Annotated in this window: 19 protein-coding genes; 12 read left to right on the forward strand and 7 right to left on the reverse strand. The window is 43.1% G+C overall.

The features are described 5' to 3' along the window. Positions 1-20: 20 nt before the first annotated feature. The 4 genes from K0625_RS09155 (at position 21) to K0625_RS09170 (ending at position 3,273) form a co-directional block, all read left to right on the forward strand. On the forward strand, positions 21-851 hold the full coding sequence (locus tag K0625_RS09155) for a CheR family methyltransferase (protein ID WP_232846995.1): 831 nt from the start codon (positions 21-23) through the stop codon (positions 849-851). After that, positions 844-1,443: a chemotaxis protein CheB gene (locus K0625_RS09160; protein WP_220109413.1), complete on the forward strand. Its 600-nt coding sequence runs from the start codon at positions 844-846 to the stop codon at positions 1,441-1,443. The genes K0625_RS09155 and K0625_RS09160 overlap by 8 nt, the downstream gene beginning before the upstream one ends. Continuing rightward, positions 1,436-2,719, forward strand: coding sequence for a hybrid sensor histidine kinase/response regulator (locus tag K0625_RS09165; RefSeq protein ID WP_220109414.1), 1,284 nt, complete (start codon positions 1,436-1,438; stop codon positions 2,717-2,719). The genes K0625_RS09160 and K0625_RS09165 overlap by 8 nt, the downstream gene beginning before the upstream one ends. 149 nt (positions 2,720-2,868) lie before the next feature. Next, positions 2,869-3,273, forward strand: a complete 405-nt coding sequence (locus K0625_RS09170) for a hypothetical protein (protein WP_220109415.1) — start codon at positions 2,869-2,871, stop codon at positions 3,271-3,273. A gap of 51 nt (positions 3,274-3,324) precedes the next feature. Here K0625_RS09170 and K0625_RS09175 read toward each other — a convergent pair whose 3' ends face one another. Beyond that, complete coding sequence (locus K0625_RS09175) at positions 3,325-4,689, reverse strand: aminotransferase-like domain-containing protein (RefSeq protein ID WP_220109416.1); 1,365 nt, start codon at positions 4,687-4,689, stop codon at positions 3,325-3,327. 122 nt (positions 4,690-4,811) lie between these two features. Here K0625_RS09175 and K0625_RS09180 point away from each other — a divergent pair, with 122 nt between their 5' ends. Further along, positions 4,812-5,420, forward strand: coding sequence for a LysE family translocator (locus K0625_RS09180; protein WP_220109417.1), 609 nt, complete (start codon positions 4,812-4,814; stop codon positions 5,418-5,420). Between the two features lie 47 nt (positions 5,421-5,467). Continuing rightward, positions 5,468-6,271, forward strand: a complete 804-nt coding sequence (locus K0625_RS09185) for a PhzF family phenazine biosynthesis protein (RefSeq protein WP_220109418.1) — start codon at positions 5,468-5,470, stop codon at positions 6,269-6,271. A gap of 91 nt (positions 6,272-6,362) precedes the next feature. Here the strand turns inward: K0625_RS09185 and K0625_RS09190 are convergent, their stop codons facing one another. The 3 genes from K0625_RS09190 to K0625_RS09200 form a co-directional block, all read right to left on the reverse strand. Continuing rightward, positions 6,363-7,007, reverse strand: coding sequence for a class I SAM-dependent DNA methyltransferase (locus tag K0625_RS09190; protein ID WP_220109419.1), 645 nt, complete (start codon positions 7,005-7,007; stop codon positions 6,363-6,365). 94 nt (positions 7,008-7,101) lie between these two features. Then, the gene (locus K0625_RS09195) at positions 7,102-8,037 is read right to left on the reverse strand and encodes an alpha/beta fold hydrolase (protein ID WP_220109420.1); all 936 of its coding nucleotides are present in this window, start codon (positions 8,035-8,037) and stop codon (positions 7,102-7,104) included. Between the two features lie 219 nt (positions 8,038-8,256). Beyond that, the gene (locus K0625_RS09200; RefSeq protein WP_220109421.1) at positions 8,257-8,913 is read right to left on the reverse strand and encodes a glutathione S-transferase; all 657 of its coding nucleotides are present in this window, start codon (positions 8,911-8,913) and stop codon (positions 8,257-8,259) included. Between the two features lie 252 nt (positions 8,914-9,165). On the opposite strand from K0625_RS09200, the gene trhO reads away from it, so the two are divergent. Next, complete coding sequence (gene trhO / locus K0625_RS09205) at positions 9,166-10,155, forward strand: oxygen-dependent tRNA uridine(34) hydroxylase TrhO (RefSeq protein WP_220109422.1); 990 nt, start codon at positions 9,166-9,168, stop codon at positions 10,153-10,155. Between the two features lie 141 nt (positions 10,156-10,296). Here trhO and K0625_RS09210 read toward each other — a convergent pair whose 3' ends face one another. Together K0625_RS09210 and K0625_RS09215 are read right to left on the reverse strand one after the other, a co-directional pair. Beyond that, entirely contained in the window at positions 10,297-11,106 is an 810-nt protein-coding gene (locus K0625_RS09210) for a slipin family protein (protein ID WP_220109423.1), read from the reverse strand. A 10-nt stretch (positions 11,107-11,116) separates the two neighbouring features. Then, positions 11,117-12,514, reverse strand: a complete 1,398-nt coding sequence (locus K0625_RS09215) for an NfeD family protein (RefSeq protein ID WP_220109539.1) — start codon at positions 12,512-12,514, stop codon at positions 11,117-11,119. A gap of 242 nt (positions 12,515-12,756) precedes the next feature. Between K0625_RS09215 and K0625_RS09220 the strand changes: the two genes are divergently transcribed. The 3 genes from K0625_RS09220 (at position 12,757) to K0625_RS09230 (ending at position 15,667) form a co-directional block, all read left to right on the forward strand. Further along, positions 12,757-13,266 (forward strand): aminoacyl-tRNA deacylase, encoded by a 510-nt coding sequence (locus K0625_RS09220; RefSeq protein ID WP_220109424.1) that lies wholly within the window; start codon positions 12,757-12,759, stop codon positions 13,264-13,266. Positions 13,267-13,461: 195 nt separating this feature from the next. Further along, positions 13,462-14,835, forward strand: a complete 1,374-nt coding sequence (gene yegD / locus K0625_RS09225) for a molecular chaperone (RefSeq protein WP_220109425.1) — start codon at positions 13,462-13,464, stop codon at positions 14,833-14,835. Between the two features lie 340 nt (positions 14,836-15,175). Next, complete coding sequence (locus K0625_RS09230) at positions 15,176-15,667, forward strand: CreA family protein (RefSeq protein ID WP_220109426.1); 492 nt, start codon at positions 15,176-15,178, stop codon at positions 15,665-15,667. A gap of 216 nt (positions 15,668-15,883) precedes the next feature. On the opposite strand, the gene metG is transcribed toward K0625_RS09230, so the two are convergent. Continuing rightward, on the reverse strand, positions 15,884-17,950 hold the full coding sequence (gene metG, locus K0625_RS09235; protein ID WP_220109427.1) for a methionine--tRNA ligase: 2,067 nt from the start codon (positions 17,948-17,950) through the stop codon (positions 15,884-15,886). Positions 17,951-18,111: 161 nt separating this feature from the next. On the opposite strand from metG, the gene apbC reads away from it, so the two are divergent. Further along, the gene (apbC, locus tag K0625_RS09240; RefSeq protein WP_012324608.1) at positions 18,112-19,227 is read left to right on the forward strand and encodes an iron-sulfur cluster carrier protein ApbC; all 1,116 of its coding nucleotides are present in this window, start codon (positions 18,112-18,114) and stop codon (positions 19,225-19,227) included. Positions 19,228-19,239: 12 nt separating this feature from the next. Next, positions 19,240-19,875: a uridine kinase gene (gene udk, locus K0625_RS09245; protein WP_220109428.1), complete on the forward strand. Its 636-nt coding sequence runs from the start codon at positions 19,240-19,242 to the stop codon at positions 19,873-19,875. Positions 19,876-19,906 lie beyond the last annotated feature (31 nt).

Consider the following 19,906-nt stretch of genomic DNA (forward strand, 5'->3'; position numbering starts at 1 on the left):
GGAGGTAGGACATGTTGTGTATGAAGCCAGAAGATATGCAGGAGTTTGAAATTAACCAGTTACTCGAGGCTATCTATTTTCGTTATGGCTATGATTTTAGAGATTACTCTAAGGCTTCTCTTGAGCGAAGAGTACTACACCGAGTGCAGCAGTCTGATCTAGGTTCAATCTCTGAGATGTTACCTAGAATTATGCATGATACTGAATTTTTTGAGCTGTTTCTGCGTGATATGTCGGTGACTGTCACTGAGATGTTTCGTGATCCTAAGGTGTTTAAAAAGCTGAGAAAAGAGGTGTTTACCCAGCTTAAAACTTACTCGAGAGTTAATATTTGGCATGCCGGGTGTGCAACTGGTGAGGAGGTTTACTCCATGGCCATCATGCTTAAAGAGGAGGGTTTACTGGACAGAACAAGGATTTATGCCACGGATTATAATAATCACTCTTTAGATATTGCTGAAAAAGGGATATACCCAGCAGAAAAAATGAAGGGATACACTGAAAGTTATATCACTGCTGGCGGTAAAGCATCATTTGCCGATTACTATTTGGCAAAGTTTGGCTCGGCTAAAATGGTTGAATCATTAAAAGAACATATTACTTTTGCTAATCACAACCTAATGAAAGACCAGCCATTTGCAGAGATGCATCTGATCGTTTGTCGAAATGTACTTATCTATTTTAATCCTAAGTTGCAGGACAGGGTGCTCACTTTATTCAAAGATAGTTTAATCTCGAGAGGCTTTTTACTTTTAGGTGATAAAGAGACGTTGGATTTTAGTCAAGTTAAACCTTCGTTTGAAACCTTCAGTAAGGAAGAACGGATTTTTAGGCGGATGATGTATGTTTGAAGCGATAGTGATCGGGGTTTCAGCTGGAGGGTTGAAAGCATTGACAGCAATTTTGCCCGTACTGCCATCTGATTTTCCGTTGGCTGTGATTGTGGTACAACATCGACATCGAGACTCTGATAACTTTTTGGATAGATATTTAGATGACTTATCATCAGTCAGAGTTAAAGAGGCCGAGCCTGGAGAGGTTATTTTACCCTCATATGTCTATATTGCACCAGCTGGCTACCACTTACTTATTGAAAGAGATAAAACCTTAAGTTTAAGCATAGATCCCCCCGTAAATTTCTCTATTCCCTCTATCGATGTTCTCTTTGAATCTGCAGCGGCTTGCTACAAAAATCACCTGATTGGGCTTATACTTACAGGAGCTAATTCAGATGGAAGTCAAGGTTTGAAATTGGTTAAAGACTATGGTGGCTACGCGATAGTACAAGCCCCTGAAACTGCAGAGGTCGATGTGATGCCAAAAGCTGCAATAGATTTGGTCGATGTAGATAAAGTGATTCCATTACAAGAGTTGGGTGTTTTTTTAGCTCAAGAGAAGTTTAGCTCTAATGTTGAGATGAGTAGGAGAGTGCTAAATGAGTGAGCCAAGACCCAAGATCCTTGTCGTGGATGATGAGCCCAATAACTTACGTGTCTGTGAAAGGATATTAGCCCCCCTAAACTTAGATATTGTTAAAGCCAGCTCAGGGCTTAAAGCTTTAGCTGTTGCGCATAAGCATGATTTCTTTTTAATCTTGATGGATGTTCAGATGCCAGGGATGGACGGCTTTGAAACTGCCTCATTGATTTTAGATCATCCTAAAACTTCCCATATTCCAGTGATATTTATTACCGCTTTTGCTCGTGATGAAACCTTTGAGTTTAAAGGGTATATGAATGGTGCAGTGGACTATCTCGTTAAGCCTATCAATGATGAGATATTAAAGAGTAAAGTTGGCGTATTCCTAGAGCTTTATAAGGAGCGACTAAGGCTAGATAAGGCATTTAAAACAAAGAAAAAAGCTGAAGAAGAACTAAAAGTACACAAGGAAAACCTTGAAGAGACAGTGAAAGCAAGAACCCAAGAGTTACAACTCTCAATAGAGCACCTGTTAACCACTCAAGATAAGTTGGTGAAAGTGGAAAAGATGGCTTCCTTGGGGCGTTTGGTTGCAGGTGTCGCCCATGAACTTAATACCCCCATAGGTGTGTGTGTGACCGCGGCCTCTTTTTTGGAAGAGGAAACCAGCAGGATCAGTGAAAACTTAAAGGATGAGTCTTTGAGTGCAGAGGATCTAACCAGTTTTTGTGAGTCATCGATTCAGGGTTCTGAAATGTTGCTTTCTAACCTTAGCCGGGCGACTAACTTGATTAAGAAATTTAAATTGGTGGCGGTCGATGTATCGACGGAAGAGCTATCAAGTTTGAATGTGATAGCACATATTGATGAGATTATTATTGAGATATTGCCCGCTTTGGATCTAACACACCATCAGATAACCATAGAGGGGGATAAAGATATTGTCGTGGAAACTTATCCAGAAACGTTAAAGCAGGTGTTAAAAGAGCTGATGTTGAACTCAATAACCCATGCTTTTGAAGAGGAGATTAACGGCAGTATAACGATCAAAATAGACAGAGTCGATAATAAGGTTCGTCTTACTTTCTGTGATGATGGTCGCGGCATGGAAGCGGACACTTTAGCTATGGTTTTTGAACCCTTCTTTACAACTCGCCGAGGTTCAGGTGCGAGTGGTTTAGGTCTTTATATCGTATTTAATCTTGTGACTCATGTGCTTAAAGGTGAGGTTGTCTGCAGTAGCACGCTTGATAAAGGGACTGAGGTTGTTATTACTTTTCCCGTGGAACACAGCTATTAAAACGATTTATCAGATACTCCAGCCTTTCGACTTTAGAACGATTACTCATATACAAGACTGATTCAGCTTTTGACTGATACCTCTTTTATTTTAATTGTTGACCATTTGTGGTTCACTAATTGAGCATGTTTTGGTTAGAGGTGTGAGAAATGAAAACTATCTTAGGGGTAATAGCTGGTATTTTCTTTGGTAGTCTTGTCAATATGGCCTTAGTGACGTTAGGTGGAGAGCTAGTTCAGCCCCCTAAGGGCGTTGATGTCACAGACATGGAAAGCCTTGCCTCCTCTATGCACCTTTTTGAACCTCAACATTATCTTTTTCCATTTTTAGCTCACGCTTTTGGAACATTAGTCGGTGCATTTGTTGCGGGTAAAATTGCCGCGACAGGATTCTATCGCGCTAGCTTGTTTATAGGGCTCTTTTTTCTATTGGGCGGCATAGCAAGTTCTGTCATCTTGCCTGCACCAGCTTGGTTTATTACGCTAGATTTAGTTTTAGCATATATTCCCATGAGCTGGCTTGGCTTTTGGTTATCAAAAAAACTCACTAAATAGAGGTATACCTTCTTACTTTATATAGAGGAGTTTCCACAAAGCCATTGCACGTTAAACGACCGAGTAAGCACTTTGACTGAGGGTTTGTATTGTTGTTTCAATTTCATGCAAACTTTTTGTAAATTGAGTTAGGCTTTGGGCTGCGCCAATACTGATACGGATATGATTATCATGGTTATCAAAGTCATCCCCATTCCGCACTAGTATGCCTTTTGCTGCGAGGGCGGTCACAACGTGGTGAGCTTTTAAAGGAGAGTTGAGCTTTAACCAGCCATTAAGTCCACGCCAGCGATGCTGTAAGTTTAAGCGCTTACACATAGCGATAGCTAGGGCTTGTCGCTCGCGAATTAACTGATCCCTTTCACCCACTAATGCCTGTGTATTAATTAAGCGAGCTGCAATCTCCATATTCAGTGGTGATACCATCCAGCATTGGCTGTGTAGAGCAAGTTTTACGGGGGCAATAAGTGCTTCTGGCAATAGAATAAAACCTTGGCGTAGTCCACCAGAGAAAGTTTTTGATAGGCTTGATAAATAGATAACTCTTGATTGTGCTTGGACTGAGTGCTCGCGCGCTTGTTGCCATAGTGGCAGGTGCCACTCCTCAGGAAGGCAGTAATTTACATCATCTTCAAGAATATAGAAGTTATGTTCAATCGCCAGCTTTAATAGGGCTTGACGTTGGCTGATGCTGTATTGGATACAGGTTGGGTTTTGGTTATTCAGCGTCAGGTAGAGCAGTTTAGGCTTATATTGCTCAACTAAAGTTTGCAGTGCTATCAGATCTAAGCCTGAATCGGTTAGGGGGATCGAATGGGCATCGAGGCCAAGTTGATTTGCTGCGACTCTGATCCCTGGATAGCAGTTTTCTTCGTGCATTAAAACATCGCTCTTGCCGAGTAGAGCGTTTAACACTGAAAACAGTCCTTGCTGCGCACCATGGCAGAAGATGAGCTGCTTTGCATCTTGCTCAATACCGCGAGCGGTAAGCCAATGATGAAAAGCTTGTTGTTGGTGAGCCAGAGGATCGGCCTGGTAGCCCATAATTTGATTTAAGGTGACAGGGTCTTTGGCAATCTCGGTCAATATATCACTGAGCGCTGCTGTTTGGTTGGTCAAGGGAGGTTGACAGGTCGCAAAATTAACTTTGCTACTTTCCGTATTTTGGGCTTTTGCTTTGACATAAGTGCCATCACCTCTTCTCGCCTCGACATAGCCTCTCTGCTCAGCCAGAGCATAGGCTCTGGTAATTGTACCTATTGTTACACCGATTGTATCTGCTAATTGTCGCTGTGGAGGTAACTTACTGTTTGGTTTAAGTTCACCTGAATATATGGCTCGTTCAATCGCAGTTACTATCCTTAAATACTTAGGCCCGCTGAACTCATTGAGATCTAAATTCCAAATTGTACCCATGACAATAAACCTGTTGATCCTAATTTAATTATCGATAATATGCACTTTAACATAAGTTGTGTCAATAATTGTATGCGTACAATTATTGGTGGTAGTTAAATATATTGAAATGGGAGTGAACAATGCAAGAGACACTTTGGACCTTGATGCTATCTGCCGCGTTTTTCTGTGCCACTATGACGATGACGCCTGGCCCTAATAATGTGCTATTGGCTCAATCAGGGGCTAATTACGGAATAAAACGCAGCTTGCCTCATATCTTGGGAATAAGAGCGGGGCAAACTTGTTTACATATCTCAGTTCTTTTAGGGCTAGGTAGTTTATTTGATATCTGGCCCATGTTTCACCATGTACTAAAAGTGCTTTCGATTGGGTATCTACTCTATTTGGCTTACCGGATCTCAACAGCTGTGGTCAATGATGATCCTGCTGATCAAGAGAGTAAACCAATGACCCTTAAGGAAGCGGCTCTGTTTCAGCTTATTAACCCCAAATCTTGGATGGCAACCATTACATTATGCAGTGCATTTACCGTTACTGGAGAGGCGTATTGGCTGAGTGGTCTTTTGGGGATGCTCGTGTTTAATCTTGTTGGGTTTCCGGCCTCGTTTACTTGGGTGTTGCTGGGGTCTACGATTAGAAATCAATTGAATTCTGCTAGACGACGAAGTCACTTTAATTGGTCAATGGGGTTTTTGTTATTGTTAACCATCCCCTTAATAGTCAAGTAGTGACGTATTAAACCTTTATAAATAGCCTGATGATTGATGGAGTTGTAATGAAGATAAAAATAGATATTATTGATGCATTTACTGATGTTAGGTTTAAAGGTAATTCTGCTGCGGTGATTATTACTGATACTTGGTTGCCTGATGAGTTGATGCAATCAATAGCGGTTGAGAATAACTTGTCTGAAACGGCTTTTGTGAAGCGTTTAAATACGCAGGATTATCAAATAAGGTGGTTTTCTCCTATTACAGAGATCGATTTCTGTGGACATGCGACGCTCGCGGCCTCTTTTGTGATTTTTAAGGAGCATAAAGCCGTTGAGGAGATAAGGTTTACAGCAAAAGCTGTAGGTGAGCTTGTGATCACAAAATCTGATGACAACTATATTCAGATGTCATTTCCTAATCGCATGCCTCAAAAGCTTAATAGTGTACCCACTGCCTTAATTGATGGGCTATCGATAAAGCCCGTTGATGTATTGCGTAATGAGCAAGCTTATATTGTGGTCTATCAGGATAGCTCTGATGTTATCTCTGTAGAGAAAGATGATGAGATACTAAAACGACTGGCACCTTTTGATGTTGTAGTAACGGCAAAGGAGAATAATGTTGATGGAGAATATGACTTTATCTCTCGTTATTTCTGGCCAGCCAATGGAGGAGGGGAAGATCCTGTAACAGGCTCAATTCACACTGGACTGGCGCCCTATTGGTCAGCGCGTTTAGACAAAAATGAGCTGAAAGCTTATCAGGCCTCTGCTAGAGGGGGAGAGCTGCTATGCCGTGTTGATGGAGAGCGTGTCTATATTTCGGGAAAAGCGGTGCAGTACTTAGAGGGCGTTATTCATCTATAGCTAAGGGGCTTTAATTAAATTGAAGCCAGTTCTGCCAAGGCTGATCATTTCAGCTATCTTATGCTTGGACTAAGTTGTTTGAACTTAAGTACTAAGATGAGAGCCCCCATTTGGCGATAATAAACAGATCGTTAATACTGGTATCACTTTGCTCTGGTATCGCTTTTCGTTTGATATCTAAAACGGTAAAGCCATTACTCTCTAAATGATCACACAGGTGCTCAGCGCTATGGTAATGGGTGTACATCTGATCGCCGCTGCTCGAGGTGTCAAGCTTAGATTTAGTATAGTCACCCTCCATGGTACTAAGATAGATAATCCCTTCTTTCTTTAGTAGGTTTGCTGAGTTTTTTATTAAAGTCTCTGCATCCGCCCTGGCAATATAGGGAAGACAAAAGCCACACATAATGGCATCAAAAAGGTGATCGATTTGAGAAATATCTCTACAGTCCATTACTTCAAAATGACCACTGGGGTTGTTCTCCTTTGCAAGTGTGACCATGTTAGGCGCAAGATCTATACCGTGCAGCTTGATCTCATCGCATCTTTCAATGAGAAAACGGCTGATATTTCCCGGCCCACAGGCTATCTCAAAGATTTCAGGGCAAACCTTTTGATTGATTAGTTGGCAAAAAAGCTCGAAAGTATCATCATAAAGCGATAGATCCATATACTTGTCTTGGTATTGTTGGGCGAACTTGTTAAACGTATTTACACTTAACCTATATTTATCCAAGTTAACTCCAGATGTTATTTTTTAGTTAGATTACTTTTTATCTATTTTTATTACTAGCCCTATGGATATTTAGCATATTTAAAAAGAGCCGTTATCAAAGTTTAAACTCTGAAATAAACTGTTTAAATTCAATCGCACTCTTTTTAGGCACTTCAATCATAGGAAGATGGCCTACGCCACTAAAGGTACAGACCTTATGTTGATTTAGTAATGGGCACATTATGTTTATGCTGCTTTTATCTAATATTCGGTCTTTCTCCCCCCAAATAATGAGTACAGGTATTGTTATTTTATTTAAGTAGGGCAATAGATCACTGTTATGAAAGTCATTAAATATCTTGTGATGCAGTTGATGCTTATGAGCTTGTCGCGCTAAATGTTCTCGTTTTAACGGTAGAGGGATATGGTTTGATTGTCCGAACACATAGTCAAAATATTCGATGGGGTCGGCGCAATCGATGAGTGGATGAGGATGGCCTGCATTGAGGGCTTTGATCATGTCACTTTTGATTGGAGTATCGATACCTGCACTATCTAACAAGGTCACAGAGATGAGGTTGTCAGGCAATAACGCCGCATAGGTGGCAGCAATTTGCGCCCCCATTGAGTTACCAAGTAGGTGGAAAGTAGGGAGTTCAATCGAGGTAATAAATTGATGAAGTCGTTGCACTTGTGCTTCTATGCTGTAGTCAGCTTCAAGTGGCGCATCACTCTCGCCGTGACCAAGCAGATCTAGAGCAATGATTCGATACTTGCCTCCCAAGAAAAGTGACATCATGGGCCAGTTGTCTTTATTGGCAGTAAAGCCATGAAGCATAACCAGTGTGGGTTTATTGTTATCTTGCTTATTTGGTTTGTTGTCCAGATAGACAATACGTTCTCCCATAATGGAGATCTCTTTACGTTTAAAGCCTGCCAGAGTTCGAGCACACGCAGTTAATAGCCGATATAGGTAGGAAGGGGTTAAATAGATTAACGTAAATAGTGTAAGCAGAATGAGGATTAATATGGATATAAAGAACCAAAACATGAAGCACTCCTTTTGAGAGAATTGCTTTTCCTTAATATGGCTCAGGAATTATTAATATTGCTCTCATCTAATATTGAGGTTAACACAAATTTGAGAGAGAGGTAGTGCTAGGGTTAATGAGTTGCCTCAGATTTAACTGGATGGCTGTTATACTTGCTTGCTATAAATAAAGCGGGTAGATAATCAGTACCGCTCTTACTACTCCCTGTAAGAATAACTTCAGTGTCCTGCCCCAAACAGATACTCCTGTTCGTTATCTAACCACAGTGGGTACTTCTTCATGATAGTGATAAAAGCGTCACTGTTTAGGTGGTTAGCTAGCCATTTCTGTAAGTTTGGGTAGGGGGCTTGTTCAAACCAAGTTTTGTCGACATGGGCAAATTGACGCACAAATGGATAGATGGCGTGATCGGCAATGGACTCATGATGGCCGAGAAGGTTGTCACTTTGGGTCAAAAGTTGCTCTAGTTGGGAGATAAACTGCTCACCTTTCTCTCGGTAATAGGTGTCACTGAACTCTGGGTATCTGTCTGCATACTTGTACCTGTCAAGCCAAGGTTTAAAGTTTTCATCATTGCTTCTGATTAATGCCATTGCGACTTTTTGTTGCTCTAGGTTGCCTTGCAATAGCAGATTATGTGGATCGTTTTGGGTTAAGGCCCACTGCATTATCTCTAGACTTTCATCAATGACCTCTTGCTCGCACGTAATGAGTACAGGAACCGTTCCTTTTGGTGAGGCATCTAACATGGGTTGAGGTTTATGTTTCAGAATAATCTCCCTTAACATCACTTGGGATCCGGACAGGTATATACCTAACCGAGCTCGCATGGCGTAGGGGCAGCGTCTAAAAGAGTACAGGGTTGCTAAGGTCATAATTTCTTTGTGTATAGGGGTCATTTGAGCCTATGTTGTGGCTTTTGATGTTAAAAAACAATCTTGATGTTGGCTCATCTCCTTATTAGGACCAACTAAATGGTAATACCCCTACATTTTGTCTCTTTTTGTTCGAGTGTGACTCAGGTAAGATTCTTCGCGTTTTTGCGGGCTTGCTCACTTTTGTGGGCGGCTTTATCATTGAGTTAAGATGCACCGGAGATTAAGCTCCGGCTAGCTGACGAGGTTATTATGTCCCAAGTTGTTGTGTGCGCGCTTTATAAGTTTGTTTCCCTTCCTAATTTCGAATCTATTCAAAAACCGCTTTTAGTCCATATGGAGGGGGCTGGAATTAAAGGGACGCTATTGCTGGCCAGTGAAGGGATCAACGGGACTGTCGCGGGCTCACAACTGGCTATCGATAACCTACTTCAGTGGCTTGCCAAGCAAGATGGCTTAGACAGTATTGTTCACAAGCTATCATTTGATGAGACGATGCCTTTTTACCGAACTAAGGTGAAGTTGAAAAAAGAGATTGTCACTATGGGCGTCGAGGGGATAGATCCTCTTAAAGTTGTCGGCACTTACGTGAAACCTAAGGATTGGAATCAGCTTATTTCAGATCCTGAGGTGTTGCTGGTCGATACCCGTAATGAATATGAGGTACAGATAGGGACATTTAAAAATGCTGTTGACCCTAAAACTGACACCTTCCGCGAGTTTCCTGCCTATGTGAAAGAGCATTTAGATCCTGCTAAGCATAAAAAAGTTGCCATGTTTTGTACCGGTGGGATCCGCTGCGAAAAGTCCACTGCTTATCTTAAAGAGCAAGGTTTTGATGAGGTCTATCATCTTGAAGGTGGCGTGCTTAAATACTTAGAAGAGGTTAAGCAGGAGGAGAGTTTGTGGGAGGGGGAGTGTTTTGTATTCGATAATCGCGTTGCTGTGAATCACGCATTGGAGAAGGGGCAATATGATCAATGTAACGCTTGTCGTATGCCAATTACTGAGTTGGAGAAAGCCAGTGAGGCATTTGTTCAAGGGGTAAGTTGTCCGCACTGTATCGATAATATCTCTGACAAACAGCGTCAACGTTTCGAAGAGCGAGAGCGTCAGATGCAGCTTGCTGCTAAGCGAGGGGAAGCGCATATCGGTAGTGATGTTGGTGCCGTTATTCAGGCGCGTCGTGATAACAAAGAAAATCTTAAAAAATCACAAGTTAAGTTGAATAATAAAAAATAGAAATAAGTAAGGTAGACTCAAAAATGCGGTCTATACTGAGTGTGCAATATGAGATTTTTTAATCCTGTATCGGGCGATTAATACCTCAATGTTGTAAGAAAGCCGTCCTAGACGGCTTTTTTTTTGCCCAATATTAATGTTTTAATCATCGCTATCTTTTGGTTGACTTGACGCATCTCCATCGCTCTTACTTTTTTGCATTACTCCTTCGAGTAGATCCATAGGAAGCGGGAAGAGTATAGTGGAGTTTTTCTCACTGGCGATCTCAGTTAAGGTTTGTAGGTACCTTAATAAGATGGCATTGGGCTCTTGAGCTAATTTACTGGCAGCTTCCACTAGCTTAGTTGAGGCTTCCATCTCGCCGGAGGCATGGATCACCTTGGCACGTCGAGTACGCTCAGCTTCAGCTTGGCGGGCAATAGCTCTGACCATGGTCTCGTTCAGATCAACATGCTTAATCTCAACATTAGATACCTTGATCCCCCAACCGTCGGTTCGGCTATCAAGAATGTTCTGAATATCTGTATTGAGCATCTCTCTGTTGGCTAACATCTCATCGAGATCGTGTTGCCCTAGTACAGAGCGAAGCGTTGTTTGAGCCAGTTGAGAGGTGGCCTGCAGAAAGTCTTCAACATTAATAATGGCTTTTTGAGCATCAATCACCCGAAAGTAGATGACGGCATTAACACGGACAGAGACGTTATCTCTGCTTATAACATCTTGGGTGGGCACATCCATGACAACAGTTCTGAGATCGACTCTCACCATCTGTTGAATAATAGGGATGACAATAATTAATCCCGGTCCCTTAACTTTATAAAATCGCCCAAGTAGAAAGACAACGCCTCGTTCATACTCCCGTAAAATTTTGAATGCACTAATAAACAGTGCAACAATCAGGAAGAGGACGGCAAAGGCGAACATGGGACCGCTTTGAAGTAGAGGCTCCATCAGTGACTCCTTAGTGAGAGTTAGACTCTGGTGAGTGGGTCGATGTCGGAGGGCTGGCAAGGATTAATGTCAACTCCTCGATACCACCGACTGTGACTGTTTCACCCTTAAATCGTGCAGTTGTCGTTGTGGCAGCCCAGCGCTCTCCCTCAAGGAGCACGAAGCCGCTTTCATTAAAATCTTCAATAACTAGGGCCTTAGCACCTATGATGGCCTCTTGACCGCTGACGATAGGCTTTTTACGTGAACGCCATAGATACCCTAGGAGAAAGATGAATAGTAGGCTGCTTACTGTTGTCATTGCAGCAATGACGGGGGGGGATATTTGGAATGAGACTTGATCTGTATCCATCAGAAAAATGGAGCCCATAGTAAAAGCGACAACGCCGCCTAATCCAAAGATCCCAAAACTCGGGATTAGCGCTTCGGTGATAAACAGGGCAATACCAAGAAAAAGTAGCGCCATACCAGCATAATTGACCGGCAGTAATTGAAAGGCATACAGCGCAATGACCAAACTGATAGCACCTGTGATCCCTGCGATACCGACACCTGGACTATAAAACTCAAGTAGCAAACCATAAATCCCGATGATCATCAGTATATAGGCGATATTGGGGTCGGTAATTGTTGCGATAAATTGGTTACGCCAATCTGGTGCTAAGCTCTCAAGTTTTGCTGACTGGAGAGATAACTCATGGAGCTGGTTGTTGATTGTGATTTTACGGCCATCAAGCTGCTGGAGCAGCGAGGTCGGTGAATCAGCGATAAGGTCGATGACATTCTTATTCAAGGCTTCAGTTGCCGTTAGGGTTGCTGCTTCCTTAACTGCCAGCTCTGCCCACTCTTGGTTTCTTCCTCTAAGCTGGGCAAGAGCGCGTATATAGGCGATGGAATCATTTAGGATCTTCTTCTCCATGGCAGATGCAGTGGGTTTGTGCTCAGGTTTATCTTCTGAGTTTGGTTTATCTTGCTTATCCTTGTTAAATGGCGAGCCGCCAATGCTCACAGGTGTCGCTGCGCCTAAAGTAGTTGCGCTCGACATAGCTGCAAAATGGCAGGCGTAAAGCATATAGGTGCCAGCACTGGCAGCCCTAGCCCCTGACGGGTGGACTAGACAGGCAACTGGAACCTTTGAGTTGAGTATGGCTTGATTTATCTCTCGTAGGCTTGAAACCAATCCACCTGGAGTATCAATCAGGATAATTATTAGGGGGGAGTGTGCAGGATCGACTTTGACTATCTCCGTGACTAAATAGTCACCTATCGCAGGTCCAATGGCTCCAGAAATACTCAGCACGGGAACAGTTTGAGATTGTGAGGTAGGGGGAGTTTGAGACGGAGCTGCAGCGGTTGAGCTGGAAAAAACAGTGAGTTGAAAAAAGAGTAAACATACAAACATGGCCATGACGTAGTCGATGGCGGCACATGATATCTGTCTTGCTAATCTATATGCGATGGCTTTAAAAACGCTTATGTTCATAGCGATGCCCTCGATTGGTGTTGTGCCAATTCTAATTACTATTTTAGGCGATCTATCCCATGCTGGCTAACGGTTATTTGCTACGCCATTGGCTATACTTATCTATGTTGTATTGCGGTTCTTCGAGCTAAATTTTGCTTGAGTCACTGTTGATAGGAGGTATCGTTATGGCCATTGCAATCACACTTGAGTCTTTTCTTAATGATAACCACGTGAACTACTCGTTGGTTAAACATCGAAGAACTTTATCTGCACTTGATTCATCCTCTGCGGCGCATTTACCTTGTACACAGGTGGTTAAGTCAGTGATGTTAGTGAGTAATGATGGTGATTATTTAATGGCGGGTCTTAGTGCTGGTCGCAGGTTATCTGTACTTAAGTTAAGTGAGTTGATGGGAGAGGCTTACCATTTGGTCGATGAAGAGGCACTCTTGAGTCTATTTAGCGATTGTGAAGAGGGAGCAATTCCAGGCATTGCTGAAGCTTACGGCATTAAAATGATATTGGATAAACCCTTAATTGATGAGGAGAGCGTCTATATTGAGGGAGGGGATCATTGTCATTTGATAAGGTTAAATCACCTTCAGTATACCCCGTTACTCTCAGGTACACTGCTTGGCGACATTAGTGGAGAGGTGATTGGTTCCCCCTCATTCGGCGATACAGACCTTCTGTAAAAACTGGCTACTTTTCGATTACTCTGGATGGAGGCTTAGCAAGCTCTAGTCTCCTTAGTTGATTTTTGCCGACACTTTAGTCGGGCGTTGAGTTTTTGTGATATCTAATCACTCATTCCTCTTTTTACTCATTTCAATGTGTGTTATTTTTCACGGCTTTTTATCTGTTTAGGCTAGTCGCCCAGGGGCAATTAAATGTTTGTCGGTTTTGATTATGGAAGTGCCAATTGCGCCGTTGGTGTTATGCAAAACAGTGAGGTGAAACTACTGCCTCTGACTGAAAGTTCACACTATTTAACCTCAACGCTCTATGCATTAGACAGAGAGTTGATTGCCGAAGCTGTGTATCAACAGATGCCAGACTCCCTTAAAGCTGAATATGCCAAGGTCCGTGCATCTCAATTAACCCGCGCTCGCAGTGCTCGCAGAGAGCTGGATCTAGAACCCGATGAGCAAGCTGTATTTGTCGGCGAACAGGCGGTAAAAGCCTATTTAGATATGCCCGAAGAGGGCTTTTATGTCCGTTCACCTAAATCATTTTTAGGGGCAACTGGCTTGAGAGCGGATCAAGTTGCGCTGTTTGAAGATATCGTCACCATGATGATGTTGCATATCAAGCAAGAGGCCGAATCCACTCGCGGTTTAAACGCTAAAGGGGCAATTACCCATGCTGTGATTGGCCGTCCCGTCAACTTTCAGGGGATTGGTGGAGAGGAGAGTAACCTACAGGCTGAATCAATACTGAGACTCGCTGCCAAACGTGCAGGCTTTGTTGATGTGGACTTTCTGTTCGAGCCATTAGCCGCAGGTATGGATTACGAAGCAAGCCTTGATGAGGATAAGCTTGTGTTGGTTGTCGATGTGGGCGGCGGTACTACTGACTGCTCTGTGGTTAAGATGGGACCATCTCATGTCGATGCAAAGGAGAGAAGCCAAGACTTTCTTGGTCACAGCGGTCAACGCATCGGAGGGAACGATCTTGATATCGCACTATCGATGAAGGCTTTTATGTCTCACCTAGGCTTAGGTTGTCACATGGTGAATGGATTGCCAGTTCCGAGCAAACCTTTCTGGAATGCTGTAGCGGTCAATGATATCAGTGCACAGCGTGATTTTTCATCACTTAACTCTCGAAAAACTATCGAGGAGCTGATAAAAGATGCCAAGCGTCCTGAGTTACTGCAGCGTTTGTTGAAGGTACAAAAAGATCAACTCGGTTACCGCATCGTCCGCAGTGCTGAGCAGGTAAAAATCAGCTTGTCAGATGCCAACTGTGTGACGGCTAACTTAGATTATGTTTGTCCAAATTTACATGCTGAAGTGACACAAGCTCTGTTTAAAGAGGCGATTGAACTGCCAAGCGCAAAAATAGAGGCCTTGATGAAGCAAGCATTAGAGATTGCAGGGGTTAAGCCTGATGTTATCTATGTCACTGGTGGAACGGCGCGAAGTCCAGCTATCTACGATAAAATTGCTGCCATGTATCCTGAAACTCCTATTGTTGTTGGTGATCACTTCGGTAGCGTAACAGCAGGTTTAACGCGTTGGGCTCAAAAGGTATTTGCTTAGTCATATTTTGGGGTGTAGGTTAATCAAAAGCTTAAACGAGTTATACCAATCAGTATAAAGATTTGATCGCTCAGCGAGAGTTTAGCGGTCCTGAGGCAAGGCAACGAGTGAAGAGCATAGTTATTCTACGGTCAAGCTCGTTAACACAGCATCAGAACCGCTAAAACTCGCCTGTAAGGAGTGTTTTTGGCTGCCTACTTCTGCGTTGAATGAATTCACAAGGGAACAACCATTCCATCATCCATTCGCCTTGAATTAGTTTGCCAAAAGACACTCTGAGTAGATCAACTTCTTATACTGATTGGTATTAATGACTGTTAGATTTTTTTAAGGATTAAAGATGAAAAACCTTAAGCTGTTAAGGACTGCCTCATTGGTGGTGATGTGTAGTGGACTGAGTGCCTGTGGTGACGATGTGGCTAAGGTGAGTTTAGGCATGTTTACCACCAAAGATGTGCTTATTGACGCAAAGCATGATCCTAAAATACCCGGTGTGACTTGTCATATTAGCCGCGTTGAAGCAAATTTGAGTATGGCCGATCCCTCAGATATGAGCATCTCTTGTCGTCAAACTGGCCCTATTACCCAGGCTGAAATTGCCAGTATTGATAAAAGTAAAAACGGCGAGATAGTCTTTAAGCAGTCTTTGAGTATATTGTTTAAATCATTAAAGGTTCGCCGTATATATGATGCTGAGAACCAAACTTTACTCTACCTCTCTTACTCGACTAAAGAGACCAAAGGCAGTGATAAACATGCACTGTCTACGGTTCCTCTCTATGGTACTCAAGCTTGGGTAAAACCAGCTCTCCCTGTAGAACAAGCTAACTAACCTTGATTGAACACTCATTATGAGTGTTCAACTTTTCATACCAATCGTGCTAGGTACGTTAACTTATTAACGTCAAATGAACTAGGTGGCATTAATAAATATCATCGAATTAAGCGGTCAAAAACAGGTAGACGCTTTTTAGATAATGTTAAAGTTAGATGACAGACAATAAAAAGGCCGCAGAGATGCGGCCTTTTGTTTTGAATGTCGCGGTGATTACTTCACTCGCATACCAGGTTGAGCACCTTCATGTGGCTCTAAGATCCACAGATCTTTGTTACCAGGACCTGCAGCGAGTACCATGCCTTCAGACATACCAAAACGCATCTTACGCGGTGCAAGGTTTGCTACCATTACAGTGAGTTTGCCTTCAAGATCTTCAGGCGCGTAGGCTGACTTAATCCCTGCGAAAACCTGTTTGGTTTCACCACCAAGATCAAGCTGAAGTTTAAGTAACTTATTGGCTTCAGGTACATGTTCGGCTTTAGCAATACGGGCAATACGAAGATCAATTTTCGCGAAATCTTCGAAGCTTATCTCCTCTGAAATAGGATCGCTTTCAAGGGGAGGACGAGTATCGACAGGCGTGTCTGCCACTTTCTTGCTATCTGCTTTCTTTGGCGCTTCTGCTGGGATCAAGTTGTCTTTAGACGCTTCAATAATCGCTTCAATATTCTTCATATCGACACGTTGCATTAGAGCCTTAAACTTAGCAATCTCATGACCCGCTAGGTCGGCATTCAACTTATCCCAAGTCAGTGGGAACTGCAGGAAGGCTTCAACATCACCAGCAAGCTTAGGCAGTACAGGTTTTAGGTAGGTCACTAAGATCCGGAATAGGTTTAATGCGTTAGAGCAGACCTGATGTGCTTCCTCTTGCTTAGCTTCATCCTTAATTAACTGCCAAGGTGCTGCATCGGCAACATAAGCGTTAGCCAAGTCGGCTAAGGCCATGATCTCACGCATCGCCTTACCAAATTCACGGCTTTCATATAACTCAGCGATGAGAGTCTGTTTACCTAGGAAGGTTTGCTCAAGGCTAGTGTCAGCGACTTTTGCTAACTTGCCATCGAAACGCTTACTGATAAAGCCAGCTGTTCTTGATGCTAAATTAACGAGTTTACCGACAAGATCAGAGTTAACACGCTGAGCGAAATCTTCAAGGTTAAGATCAAGATCATCAATACGGCCACTTAATTTTGCGGCATAGTAGTAACGAAGGTATTCTGGGTCTAAGTTATCGAGATAGGTACGCGCTTTAATAAAGGTACCTTTCGATTTTGACATCTTAGCGCCGTTTACAGTCACATAACCGTGAGCGAAAACGCTAGTTGGCTTACGGAAGCCTGCACCTTCTAGCATGGCTGGCCAGAATAGGCTGTGGAAGTTCACAATATCTTTGCCGATAAAGTGGTACACCTCAGCACTTGAGTCTTTTGCCCAAAAATCGTCAAAGTTTAGATCTTCACGTCTGTCACACAGGTTTTTGAACGAGCCCATGTAACCGATAGGGGCATCAAGCCATACGTAGAAGTATTTACCTGGCGCATCAGGGATCTCAAAACCAAAGTAAGGCGCATCGCGGCTAATATCCCACTGCTGTAGCCCTTGTTCGAACCACTCACCAAGCTTGTTAGCTATCTCGTCTTGAATCGCACCCGAGCGAGTCCACTCACTTAGCATGGTTTCAAAAGCTGGCAGATCGAAGAAGAAGTGCTCAGAATCTTTCATCACTGGTGTGGCACCAGAGACGGCTGATTTAGGGTTAATCAGATCTGTCGGGTTGTATGTCGCGCCACAGTTATCACAGTTATCACCGTACTGATCTTCACTTTTACACTTAGGGCAAGTGCCTTTGACGAAACGATCCGGAAGGAACATAGACTTTTCAGGATCGAATAGCTGCGAGATAGTGCGGGTCTTAATGAAACCTGCATCGCGAAGCTTAAGGTAGATGTCACTTGAAAGCTCACGGTTCTCAACACTATGTGTGCTGTGGAAGTTATCAAATTGGATATTGAAGTCAGCAAAATCTTGTTGATGCTCTCTGTTAACTTGCGCAATCATCTCTTCAGGCTCAATTCCCATCTGTTGAGCTTTCAACATGATCGGTGTGCCATGGGCATCATCTGCACAGATATAGTGACATTCATGACCACGTAGCTTTTGGAAACGTGACCAAATATCAGTTTGAATATATTCCAGCATATGGCCTAAATGGATAGGTCCGTTTGCGTATGGAAGTGCGCTTGTCACTAAGATTTTACGTTGTGAATTTGCCATCTTGTCTCAAAATCAGTTAAGGGCCCAAAAAGATTGGCATAGATACTAACCGATCCCTTCAAGAGTTTCATCAAAACATGCGCTAAGTGAGTTAATTCTACGCGAATATTGTGGGCTTTTTCTGGTACACTTGGGCAAATTATTTATAGAGGGTTGCACTTTTGTCTTCAGCTTCTCAGGATTATCGTCTTAGCGATGAACTTCTCGGGCCTGTGTTGGCCATTTTGGACGCTTACCAAGATCCATATTTAGCACAAGGATTAGTCAGTGCTGGTTGTGTAAGTAAACTATCAATTGATGGTAAACGTCTTCAGTTAGGACTCTGTTACCCCTATCCCTGTATGACTCAGTATCGAGATACTGTGATGGCAATTACTAAGAAACTTGCGGTTCTTGATGCCATTGATGAGGTTGAGTGTGAAATTGATTTTCAACCAGCCAGTATCTCAGCAATCTCAACCGTTGAACCTATACCAAATGTGAAGCAGGTGATTGCTGTTGCTTCTGGTAAAGGTGGTGTGGGTAAATCGACTACCTCAGTTAACCTCGCATTGGCGTTAGCGGCTGAAGGGGCAAAGGTTGGCATCTTGGATGCGGATATCTATGGTCCATCTATTCCACTCATGTTAGGTGTTAGTGATTTTAGACCTGTTTCAGCTGACGGTAAGATGATGTCTGCTGCGACGGCGCATGGGATCTCTGCTCAATCTATTGGCTTTATGCTTGCCGATGACGAAGCCGCGGTTTGGCGTGGGCCTATGGCTGCTGGTGCCTTGGCTCAGCTGTTAAATGAAACACTATGGCCGGAGCTAGATTACTTAGTTATCGATATGCCACCAGGAACTGGTGATATTCAATTAACCTTATCTCAAAAAGTACCTGTGACAGGTGCGGTTGTGGTTACCACTCCTCAAGATATTGCTCTTGCCGATGCTAAGAAGGGCATTAGCATGTTCCAGAAGGTGAATATTCCTGTGCTCGGCATAGTGGAAAATATGAGTTTTCATATGTGCAGTGAGTGTGGTCATAAAGAGCATCCCTTTGGTAGCCATGGCGGCAGTAAGATGGCGCAGCGTTATCAGGTACCCCTTTTAGGTGAGCTGCCTCTTAAACTTAATATTCGCGAGGATGTCGACAATGGTAAACCAACTGTTGTTGCTGATCCCGATAGCGAAGTCGCGGCTCTATATCGCGAGATCGCAAGAAAAGTAGGCGCACAATTAGCGCTAACTAAAGTACAATCCACTGTATCAATCAGTATTTCAGATGACGAATAAGGTAACATCAGCATGAACTCTCAGTGTGTCATTATCGGTATCGCGGGTGCATCTGCATCAGGTAAAAGTTTAATTGCAAAGACGATATTCGAGGAGTTGTGCCGCGATCTTGGTACGGATCAAATTGGCGTTATCGCCGAAGATGCGTATTACAGAGATCAGGGACATCTTTCAATGGAGCAGCGAGTGCTGACCAACTATGATCATCCAAAAGCGTTAGATCATGAGTTGTTATGCCGTCACCTGCAAGCACTGAAAACTGGCGAGGCGGTAGAGATCCCAACTTATAGCTATAGCGATCACACGCGTATGGCCGATACGATTAAGATGACACCGAAAAAGGTGATCATCTTAGAGGGGATTTTATTGCTGACCGATCCTGCATTAAGAGGATTGATGGATGCAAGTGTATTTATGGATACACCATTGGATATCTGTTTTATGCGCCGTTTAGCCCGTGATGTTGCAGAGCGTGGGCGTACAATGGAGTCTGTGATGGCGCAATACACTGAAACGGTTCGACCTATGTTCCTACAGTTTATCGACCCCTCTAAGCAATATGCGGACATTATTGTGCCACGTGGAGGAAAGAACCGCATCGCCACTGATATCCTCAAGGCGAGAATTCAACATCTGCTCGCCAAATAATATTGCTGAATCCTTAAGGTGCCGTGTTATC

Source organism: Shewanella nanhaiensis (assembly GCF_019457885.1).
In the GTDB taxonomy this organism is placed as follows: Bacteria; Pseudomonadota; Gammaproteobacteria; order Enterobacterales; family Shewanellaceae; genus Shewanella; species Shewanella nanhaiensis.